At 51.1% G+C, this 10,517-nt stretch carries 6 protein-coding genes; 2 read left to right on the top strand and 4 right to left on the bottom strand.

The window, feature by feature from the left end:
• Window positions 1–104 precede the first annotated feature (104 nt).
• Together MGMO_RS03395 and MGMO_RS03390 are read left to right on the top strand one after the other, a co-directional pair.
• Window positions 105–521, top strand: a complete 417-nt coding sequence (locus MGMO_RS03395) for a hypothetical protein (protein WP_023493627.1) — start codon at window positions 105–107, stop codon at window positions 519–521.
• Window positions 522–638: 117 nt separating this feature from the next.
• Window positions 639–1,025 (top strand): hypothetical protein, encoded by a 387-nt coding sequence (locus MGMO_RS03390; RefSeq protein WP_152976284.1) that lies wholly within the window; start codon window positions 639–641, stop codon window positions 1,023–1,025.
• Between the two features lie 91 nt (window positions 1,026–1,116).
• Here the strand turns inward: MGMO_RS03390 and MGMO_RS03385 are convergent, their stop codons facing one another.
• The 4 genes from MGMO_RS03385 to MGMO_RS03370 are packed head-to-tail and all read right to left on the bottom strand — an operon-like array spanning window position 1,117 to window position 10,171.
• On the bottom strand, window positions 1,117–2,592 hold the full coding sequence (locus MGMO_RS03385; RefSeq protein ID WP_036306710.1) for an efflux transporter outer membrane subunit: 1,476 nt from the start codon (window positions 2,590–2,592) through the stop codon (window positions 1,117–1,119).
• Window positions 2,593–2,641: 49 nt separating this feature from the next.
• A complete protein-coding gene (locus MGMO_RS03380; protein WP_023493624.1) occupies window positions 2,642–5,752 on the bottom strand; it encodes a multidrug efflux RND transporter permease subunit in 3,111 nt (1,036 codons plus the stop codon).
• Window positions 5,749–8,868 (bottom strand): MdtB/MuxB family multidrug efflux RND transporter permease subunit, encoded by a 3,120-nt coding sequence (locus tag MGMO_RS03375; protein WP_023493623.1) that lies wholly within the window; start codon window positions 8,866–8,868, stop codon window positions 5,749–5,751. The genes MGMO_RS03380 and MGMO_RS03375 overlap by 4 nt, the downstream gene beginning before the upstream one ends.
• A 49-nt stretch (window positions 8,869–8,917) precedes the next feature.
• Complete coding sequence (locus tag MGMO_RS03370) at window positions 8,918–10,171, bottom strand: MdtA/MuxA family multidrug efflux RND transporter periplasmic adaptor subunit (RefSeq protein WP_023493622.1); 1,254 nt, start codon at window positions 10,169–10,171, stop codon at window positions 8,918–8,920.
• Between the last annotated feature and the right edge of the window lie 346 nt (window positions 10,172–10,517).

The raw sequence follows: 10,517 nt of genomic DNA, 5'->3' as shown, positions 1-10,517 counted from the left end.
TTGTCTTGGTCGTGCGATCATTGCCTCCCATATTTAGTCTTTACTTTAAATTATGATTATAACCCTATGTTCATAATATTAATACTTATTGGGATTGGTATAACATGTTCGCACATCCCTGTAAGTCTCATTCATTTCGCATATCAAGTGTTTTGCTCATCGTCCTGTGCCTGTTTTCAACGGCATCCCGTAGTCAAGATGAGGGTGGCGGCGCACCGTCCCCAACGACCGCGACGATCCAACCCGGTACCAATTCACCATCGATAGATCAAGCGCTGGTCCCTGAGGGCGTTTTCGCCGAGCAACTCGCCGAGTCATTAAAGCTTGGCCCGGTGGTAACGGACGAGGCAAAGGCGGAAGCACTGTTGAGCGGGCTGGGTGTTGAACCCAAAAATGGCTGGATTGCTGAATATCCAGTTACCCCGGACGTACTTGGCGACATCGAAAATGGAGTTTCCAAAGCTAGCGATCAGGGAAAAATCACGCTAAGGAAGATGCGCTTAAACTTATTGGCGATGTGAAGGCCAAGCTGGGATTTGACGTTGACCCGGGTTCAAAAGCCCCTGTCGGACTGACCGAAAAGCCGGGCAATAAAATAATTAGCAATGCCCTTAAATTAAGGCGAGAAGACTATGAGAATGTTGAAGCTAATTCTTATCTTTTTGATCTTGCAGGCACTCTCTGCCAATGCTGAAGTGTTCAAATGTAGGTCATCCACTGGGGAAATTGTCTATAAGCCAACGCCTTGTTCAATAAATGAAACCGCTGTGGGTCAGCTAAAAATAAAAGAAATGACACGGCAGGAAATAGAAAAGGCGAAGGCACTACGAAAATCCGAAGACGAAGGGGAGGCCGCTTATGACGCTGAAAATGCAAAAGCGGAAAAACAGCGGCAAGATGAGTTGGCTCGACAACAAGAATTAGAACTTGAACAGCGCAGGATTAAGGCACAAGAAGAGGCTGACGCCAATCGTAGACGGACGTTGAGGCCTGGGGGGTGGCCTTATCAGCCTATGTATCAATAATGTAAACCTTCTTTAGTATGAATCATCAGCGTGAATTAATTGACTGTGGGTAAAAATTTGAGGCAGGAGGCCTGGCTGCCGTTTAGCGGCATCAATTCACTGGAATAGGCAAAAATTGCGACCACTTAACTTTTCCGCCTGCCTCATCCTGGTTGGGCAGGTATGATACATCCCAGCCACCGCCTAGCGCTTTAATAAGAAGCACGCAAGCGACCAAGCGCTGCCCCTGGAGATTAACTGCCGTATTCTCATTCGAGAGCGCGGACGCTTGGGCGATCATCACATTAAGGTAGCTGACAGTCCCTGCCTTGTATTGGTTGGTGGTCAATAAAACTGCCTTTTGTGCCGCGTCTATCACTTTGTTTTGGATTTCCAGTTCCTGTTCCAGGATGCGCAATGCGGCCAGATTGTCTTCCACATCTTGAAAACTGACCAAAACCGCTTGGCGATAGGCCGCTACGCTTGCATCAAAAGTATCTATGGCTTGCTGCATTTCTGCGCCACGTGTGCCACCATCAAATAGGGGTATTGCTAAAGCCGCCGGCCCGAGCGCCCAATAGCGTGCGCCGGTAGCCAATAAACTTGATAAGGAACTGGATTGGGTACCTTTACTGGCAGAAAGGCTCAAAGTAGGAAAATAGGCGGCTTTGGCCACGCCTATCTGGGCATTGGCGGCAGCGACTTGGCGTTCAGCGGTCGCGACATCAGGGCGCCGTTCTAAAAGTTGCGACGGGATACTGACCGGAATCGGTGGGGGTTGTAGGCTTAGCGGAGCGGGTAGGATTGAGATTTCGGCAGGCGTTTTGCCCATCAAAACCGCAATCGCATGTTCAAATTGCGACCGCTGCACGCCAATGTTGATGGCTTGAACCCGTGCGGATTCAAGCTGCACTTCAGCCTGGACAACATCCGACTTAGCGGCAACCCCGACGGCATAGCGGTTTTGTGTGATCTTAAGGGTTTTTTCATAAGTTTCGACAGTACCATTCAGGAGCTTGACCTGGGCATCCAGCGCACGCAGTTGAAAGTAGTCTTGCGCCAATGTTGACTGCGTTGATAAACGCAAAGCTTGTAACGTGGCAGCGCTGGCTTGGGCGCCAGCTTCACTGGCTTCGACCTGCCTTCGTACACTGCCCCATATATCAGGCTCCCATGTTGCGCTGAGTCCTGCCGCAAACAGGTTTCGGATACCGCTTACTGCGACGCTTTGGCCAGTCGCCGCGCGAAAACGGTTAGCGGTCGCTGTCCCATTGGCCGTGGGAAAATATGCCGCTATTGCCGCCTGCACGAGGGATTGGGAGTTTCGGTATTGTGCCTCGGCTTGGGCGATAGACTGGTTAGAAATAGTGACTTGTTCTTCCAATTTATCCAGATAAGGGTCCTTAAAAACCTGCCACCATTTTTCAGGAATAGCGTGATCTAGCGGTTGTGCCTGTTTCCAGCCCTTAAGTTCTTTGAAATGTGTCGTGGTTATGACGGTCGGGCGACGGTAATCCGGCCCTACCGTACAAGCAGTCAGTATCAAAGGGTAAGCTAAACTCAGCAACCTTAATAAATGGGTTATCATAAATAATTTACAAAATATTAATCGTAGCACCGTGAACACACCGCATTTATCAGGTTGAAAATGGTCGTGAACTACTGTGGAACGCATTGCCGCACCACGTTTGAAAGCGATCCAGGTAAAGATAAATGATAGGGGTCGTGTACAGCGTAAGCACTTGGCTAAACAACAACCCGCCGACGATAGCCATACCTAGTGGCCGGCGCAATTCTGCCCCGTAACCGGTTCCGAATGCCAGCGGTAAGGCAGTCAGCAAGGCCGCAAACGTCGTCATCATAATGGGCCGAAACCGCATCATACATGCATCGACTATCGCTTCATCAGGGCTTATGCTGAGGGTTCGCTCGGCATGGACTGCAAAATCTATCATCATGATGGCGTTCTTTTTTACGATGCCAACCAACAAAATCACCCCGATCATGGCAATGATGCTGAATTCGGTTTGAAACGCCATGAGCGCCAGGATTGCACCGACACCAGCCGATGGCAAGGTAGAAAGGATAGTCAGCGGATGGATGTAACTCTCGTATAAAATCCCAAGGACAATATAAATTGAGACCAAAGCGGCAAGGATCAACCAGGGCTGATTTTTCAAGGATTGCTGAAAGGCCTTGGCCGTACCCTGAAAGCTGCCGCGTATTGACGCGGGAACGCGCAGATCCTGCATCGTTTCAGTTATCACTTGGGTTGCCATTGACAGCGAAGCGTCAGCTTTAAGGTTAAATGAGATAGTGCCGGTGGGAAATTGGCTTTGATGGTTGACCGACAAAGGCGTGTTAGTTGGCCCATAACTGGCAATCGCAGATAAGGGTATTTGCGGGCTAGACGAAGATTGGATGCCGGACGGCACACTCACATAGATGTTTTTCAGGATTTCAGGGTCTTGTGAGTATTCAGGGGCGACTTCCATGATGACATGGTATTGATTGAGCGGGTTGTAGATGACGGAGACCTGCCTTTGCCCGAAAGCATTGTTCAGTGTCGCATCGATCAACGATTGATTTACCCCCAGCCGCGCCGCCGAGCTGCGGTCTATCTGCAGGGCGATTTGTTGGCCTTTATCCTGCTGGTTGGTATTGACATCCGCCAATTCGGGCCGCTGTGACAGGGCTTTAACGATTAGGGGTATCCAAGTCCTAAGCTCCGGCAGATGATCGGCTTGTAAGGCGTATTCGAACATGGCAGAGGATCCGCGTGCGCCAATGCGGAGATCCTGTGGGGACTGCAATATCAATCTTGCCCCCGGCTCGTTCTCAAGTTTACCGCGCAGGCGTGCCATCAACTGATTGACATTGAGTCTGCGTTCTTCCAACGGTTTGAGGGTGGCGAACATTGTCCCGCTATTGCTGTCCCGCTGTCCGCCCGTAAATCCGATAACCGTGACGATTTCAGGGTCTTGGTGCACAATATCGACAAAGTCAGCCAGTTTTTTTCGCATAGCCTGCGATGAAATACTTTGGTCTGCTTGAATAGTCCCCGATAGCCTGCCCGTATCCTGAACGGGAAAGAAACCTTTAGGTACGATGATATAAAGGTAAATATTCAATAGTATTGTGCATAATAGGATCAGCATAATCAGTGGCCCGTGCCGTAATGCCCAGTGCAAGGAGCGCCCGTAGCCGCCGATCCAGCGTTTGAACAGTTGTTCGCTCGAAAAATAAAGTCGTCCGTGCGGCTGGTTTTGTTCAGGCTTCAGCCAAAGGGCGCAAAGCATCGGCGTGGTGGTAAGGGAAACCACTAGCGAAACCAATACGGCTGCAGACAGCGTGACCGCAAATTCCTGGAAAAGTCGCCCAACTATCCCGCCCATCAGTAAAATGGGAATGAACACGGCAATGAGGGAGAGGCTCATGGTGAGCACCGTAAAACCCACTTCGCCCGAACCCTTTACAGCCGCTTCCCTCGGCGGAACGCCTTGTTCGATATAACGCGATGTATTTTCCAATACAACAATTGCATCATCCACAACAAAACCTGTGGCGATGGTGAGAGCCATCAAAGAAAGGTTATCCAGGCTATAACCGCATAAATACATGACGCCGAAAGTCCCGATGAGGGACACCGGCACGGTGATGATAGGAATCATTGAAGAGCGCAGGTTACGCAAGAACAGGAACACCACCAGAATCACCAGGACGACAGCAAGCAAAAGGCTGTGTTCCACTTCGCGCAATGACGCACGGATGGTGATGGACCTGTCCAGCACCACGGAAAGGTCGATTGCACGCGGGATTGAGGCTTGCAGTTGGGGGAAAAGCACTTTTATTTTATCGACAGTTTCGATGATATTGGCACCGGATTGTTTACTAATGACCAACAAAACCGACGTTTTGCCGTCCTTAAGCCCAGAGGTCCGCAAATCTTCAACGGATTCGATGGCTTTGCCGAGATCGGAGAGACGGACGGTAGCGCCGTTGCGATAAGTTATGATAAGCGGCATATAATCGCTTGCGGCTTTGGCCTGGTCATTGGCGTAAATCAGCCAATTATGCGATGCGTCTTCCAGTGAACCTTTAGGGCGGTTGACATTGGTGGCGGCAATGGCATTGCGGACATCTTCAAACCCGATCCCATACTTGGCGAGAGCGTCGGGATTCAGTTCAATCCTGACCGCAGGCAACGAGCTACCGCCGACAGTCACCTGTCCGATCCCTTGGATTTGAGATATTTTTTGGGCCAGTACTGTCGAAGCCGCGTCGTACAACTGGCCTTTGGTCATGGTTTCCGACGTTAAGGCCAGGATCATAATCGGCGAGTCAGCCGGGTTAACCTTACGGTAACTGGGACGACTGGGCATATTGGTAGGCAGCAGGTTGTTCGCCGCATTGATCGCCGCCTGCACGTCCCGTGCGGCACCATCGATGTCACGGTCAAGGTCAAACTGCAAGGTGATACCCGTCGTTCCAACCGAACTCGAAGACGTTATTTCTGTGATGCCGGCGATATGACCAAGTGCACGTTCCAACGGGGTAGCCACTGAAGTGCCCATCGTTTCAGGGCTAGCCCCTGGCAACGAAGCTTGTACCGAAATGGTAGGGAAATCGACTTGCGGCAACGGTGCGATCGGCAACTGGAAGAAGGCGATCAAGCCAGCCAGTGTAACCGCCAATGTAAGCAGTGTAGTCGCCACCGGGCGGTAGACACAATAAGCGGATAGGCTCATCGCGAATTCTCGCCAGGATCAAGAAGGTTAGAATTACCTGCATTTTGGGAACCCGAGAGGCGCATTTTCAACCTGTCAAAAGCCAAGTAAATCACTGGCGTAGTGAACAGCGTCAGCATTTGGCTCAGGATCAACCCGCCTACCATCGTTATCCCTAAAGGGTGGCGCAGTTCCGACCCTACACCGGTGCCTATCATCAATGGAAGGGCGCTTAGCAATGCGGCCATTGTCGTCATCATAATTGGCCGAAAGCGCAGGAGACAGGCTTGATAAATGGCTTCACGTGCCGATTTGCCTTCCCTGCGTTGTGCATCAAGGGCGAAATCTATCATCATGATGGCGTTTTTCTTGACGATACCGATGAGCAAAATAATGCCAATGATGGAGATAATCCCCAAATCGTTACCCGACAACATAAGTGCAAGCAGCGCGCCGACCGCCGCAGAGGGCAAGGTCGAAAGGATCGTGACCGGGTGTATATAGCTCTCATAGAGCACACCTAACACGATGTACACGGTAATGATGGCTGCAAGTATCAACCAAAGTGTGTTCGTTAGCGATGAGCTAAAAGCCAACAGGGTTCCCTGATAATTGGCCTGTACACTGAGGGGCAGCCCTATTTCGCGCTTGGCTGTTTCGATGGCCTCTATCGCTTCACCAAGAAAAGCGCCTGGGGTTAGGTTAAAAGAAACGGTGGCGGCAGGGAACTGTGCCAGATGATTGGTGATAAGGGGGGCCGATTGTTCCGACACTGTGGCAATCGCCGATAGCGGCACTTGTGTCCCATTCGTGGAGGCAATCCGAAGAGCTTTCAAATCCTCCAGCCCTTGTCGATATTCGGGCTTCACTTCGAGTACGACACGGTATTGGTTGGACTGGGTAAAAATTGTGGAAACCAGCCGCTGCCCAAAAGCGTCATACAGGGCATTATCTATAGCGGCAATGCTTACGCCTAGACGGCTTGCCGTGCTTCGGTCGATAGCCACAAACGCTTGTAAGCCCCGATCCTGAAGGTCGCTGGCGACATCTGAAAATTGCGGTTGCTTGGCAAGTTGTTCAACAAGCAGCGCCGTCCAATGGCTTAGCTCCTCACGGTTGGCCGAATCCAAAGTAAACTGGTACTGGTTTCGGCTAACACGATTTTCAATGGTGAGGTCTTGCACAGGCTGCATGTATAAGGTAATACCTTCTACTTGATCCAGGTTGGCTTTCAGCCGTTGGATAACGTCCATGACTTTGATCCCGCGTTCAGCCAGCGGTTTCAGGTTGATCGTCAATCGCCCGGCATTCAACGTCGGATTCGCGCCATCTACGCCGATAAAGGAAGAAACGCTTTCGACCGCCGGATCTTCTCGGATAACTTTGATCAAGGCTTGTTGGCGTCCGGACATGGCGGCAAAGGAAATGGACTGCGGTGCCTCGGAAATGCCTTGGATTACCCCTGTGTCCTGGATCGGAAAGAATCCCCTGGGTACGAGGATAAACAGCAGCACGGTAAATGCCAGGGTTGTGAGCGCCACCAGCAATGTTATCCCCTGATGTTCTAGGACCCAATCCAGTATCTTGGCATAGCCAGAGGTGACCCTTTCGAAAAACCTTCCGCTGGCTAAATAAAACTTGCCCTTTCGTCCTTCGGAAGCCGGACGTAACATTTTTGCGCACATCATGGGCGTGAGGGTCAGGGAAATGAAAGCGGAAATAAGGATAGCCACTGCCAGCGTAATGGCAAATTCGCGGAATAGCCGTCCGACCACGTCTCCCATAAACAATAAGGGGATCAGGACGGCGACCAGCGAAAAAGTCAGCGAAATAATTGTGAAGGCAATTTGTTCGGAACCCTTGAGGGCTGCATTATGGGGTGATTCCCCTTGTTCGATGTAGCGGCTTATGTTTTCGATCACGACGATGGCATCGTCTACCACGAAGCCGGTGGCAATGGTAAGCGCCATGAGGGTCAGGTTATTGATGCTGAAACCAGCCAGGTACATCACCCCAAAAGTGCCTATTAGCGACAATGGGACAACAATGGCGGGAATGGCGGTCGCAAATGCATTCCGTAAGAAGAGGAAAATGACCAGCACCACAAGCGCCAGCGCGAACAAAAGCTCAATTTGGACATCACGCACAGAGGCACGAATGGTGGTCGTGCGGTCTGTCATCAACACAACGCTCAGGTCGGCTGGCAAGCCCTCTTGCAATTGGGGTAAAAGATGCTGAATCCTGTCGACAACCTCAATAATATTCGTGCCCGGCTGACGTTGAACATTGACGATAATCGCCGACGATCTATTAGCCCAGGCCGCCAATCTTATGTTTTCTGCGTCATCCTTGGCATCGGCAACATCCGATAAGTGTACAGGCCGGCTATTACGGTAAGCGATAACCAGTGCCCCGTATTCTGCCGCCGACCGGATCTGGTCATTGGCGTCGATAATGGCTGACCGGGTCGGGCCATCGAATGTGCCCTTGGGCTGATTGACATTAGCACTGGCTATCGCCGTGCGCAGGTCTTCCAGGCTTAAGCCGTAAGCGGCCAGCGCAGAGGGATTGGCGCGGATGCGGACTGCCGGTCGTTGCCCTCCGCTGATGGTGACAAGCCCGACACCTGACAATTGCGAAAGCTTTTGCGCCAAACGGGTTTCCACCAAGTCCTCGACTTTGGGCAAGGCGAGCGTCTTCGAACTGACGGCGAGCGTCAGGATCGGCGCATCGGCGGGGTTGATCTTGCTGTAGATCGGCGGCATCGGCAGGTCGGTCGGTAGGTAATTGGTGGCGGCATTGATGGCCGCTTGCACTTCTTGTTCGGCAATATCGAGGCTCAAGTTCAGGTTAAATTGCAAGGTTATGACCGACGCGCCGCCTGAACTGGTAGAAGACATCTGGTTTAAACCGGGCAACTGGCCGAGTTGCCGCTCCAGCGGTGCGGTGACCAACGAGGTCATGACTTCCTGGCTAGCGCCTGGATAAAGGGTAGCTACCTGGATAGTTGGATAATCAACTTGTGGCAAAGCCGAAATAGGCAATTCCCGGTAAGCCACTATCCCGACCAGCAGCAATGCCAGCATCAACAATGATGTGGCGACCGGACGTAATATGAAGATGCGTGAAGGATTCATGGCTGGAACGTATTTACCAAAGCTAGGGGCATCTGAGTATTGTCAAGGGTTACTCGCGGTTTTCGCCTTTAGGGCCGTTGCCTCGGTGGTGTCCTATATCTGGAAGAGGGGAGATTGGTTCAGCGCTAATGCCTGCATCGGCAGTGACCAGTTTGACCTTCATATTATCCCGCAGCTTGTCGGCGCCATCCACCACGACGCGTTCTTTGGGTTGAAGGCCATTTAGCACGGCTACCTTTTCGTTTTCGGTCGGCCCTAACTTTACGGGCCGTACATTGACCGTTTGGCCGTCATTCACGACATAAACGAAAGTACCTATGACTCCCCTTTGAATGGCGGCAGTCGGTATGACCGTTATGTCTTTCAAGGTATCCATGTGCATCTTGATATTAACAAATTGGTTTGAAAACAACGCCAGGTCTTCATTGGCAAACTGGCCTTTCAGCTTAACAGTGCCCGTGGTCGTGTCGATCTGGTTGTCCACTGCCCAAAGTTGCCCATTGGCAAGCTTGTTTTTGCCGCTACGGTCATACGCTTCAATGGTTAGGGTATTGCCTAAACGAAACTGTTCCATCACAGCCGGGACAGTGTCTTCGGGTAGCGTAAATATCACGGCAATAGGTTGAATTTGTGTGATGACGGCAAGCCCACCGGTATCGGCAGCGTGGACAATATTGCCCTGGTCAACTAACCTTATGCCTATACGCCCTGTGATGGGTGAGTTGATTCTGGAATAACTGACCTGAAGCTTGGCATTGGCTACCAGGCCGCGGTCCATTTCCACTGTGCCTTGGTATTGCTTTACTAGCCATTCCTGTGTAATAGCTTGCTGCGCCGCTATGGAGTCTTGATTCAATAGGGTTTTGTAGCGGACAAGGTCAACCTTGGCATTTTGTAACAGCGCTTCATCGCGCAGCAATTGGCCTTCCGCTTGCATAAGCTGTACCTGGAAAGCACGCGGGTCGATTTGTGCCAAAAGATCGCCTTCTTTGACCATTTGCCCTTCCTTGAATGCGATATGGACCAGTTCCCCATCAACCCGGGACCTGACGGTGACGGTACGTAATGGTGTGACTGTACCCAAACCCGTCAGGTACACTGGAAAGTCCCCTCGAGTCGCTGCGATTGCGGCCACTGCGATAGCCGGATCAGTGAGTTTGAGTGAATTGTTATGGCCCATTTTTTCCGGTTCGCCACCACCGGCATTTCTGAGAAGATAGGCCGCCGCAATCAGCAAGACAATTGCCAACCCTACTAGCCAATGAAATTTTTTTGTCGCTTCTTTGTTGTCCCTCATCTTCATCAGCAGTATGTTCCTTGCTAAGTTAACCTTTAGGATTGATTTGCATTCAATGCTTTATTTTACATTAGAGACATAGCAGGTTGATAAAAAACCCCACGAATTGCAACCCTGCTAAAAAACCACCGTTATTTTTAAGATACCAACATAGGTTGTGAAAATGGGGTTAACCTCGGTTTGTCGTTTTTGTCCCCAAGTTTTCTCATGCCATGGGGCGTAAGCGCTGTCGTTTCTATAGGCTCTCTATTGATTCGGCCTTGTGAAGTATTAAGTTTCCGTTCGCCTGTCGAAAGGCGGCGTGTGCTTCGACAAGGCTCTCCTGAGCTTAGTCGAAGGGCTCAGCACGAAC

This window comes from Methyloglobulus morosus KoM1 (assembly GCF_000496735.2).
Lineage (GTDB): Bacteria > Pseudomonadota > Gammaproteobacteria > Methylococcales > Methylomonadaceae > Methyloglobulus > Methyloglobulus morosus.
Note: the sequence above shows the minus strand (reverse complement) of the source record. Positions and strands in the feature narration are given on the sequence as shown.

Coding starts and splice junctions, on each gene's coding strand:
- MGMO_RS03395 (WP_023493627.1), top strand. CDS start 105: ATGTTCGCACATCCCTGTAAGTCTCATTCATTTCGCATATCAAGTGTT.
- MGMO_RS03390 (WP_152976284.1), top strand. CDS start 639: ATGTTGAAGCTAATTCTTATCTTTTTGATCTTGCAGGCACTCTCTGCC.
- MGMO_RS03385 (WP_036306710.1), bottom strand. CDS start 2,592: ATGATAACCCATTTATTAAGGTTGCTGAGTTTAGCTTACCCTTTGATA.
- MGMO_RS03380 (WP_023493624.1), bottom strand. CDS start 5,752: ATGAGCCTATCCGCTTATTGTGTCTACCGCCCGGTGGCGACTACACTG.
- MGMO_RS03375 (WP_023493623.1), bottom strand. CDS start 8,868: ATGAATCCTTCACGCATCTTCATATTACGTCCGGTCGCCACATCATTG.
- MGMO_RS03370 (WP_023493622.1), bottom strand. CDS start 10,171: ATGAAGATGAGGGACAACAAAGAAGCGACAAAAAAATTTCATTGGCTA.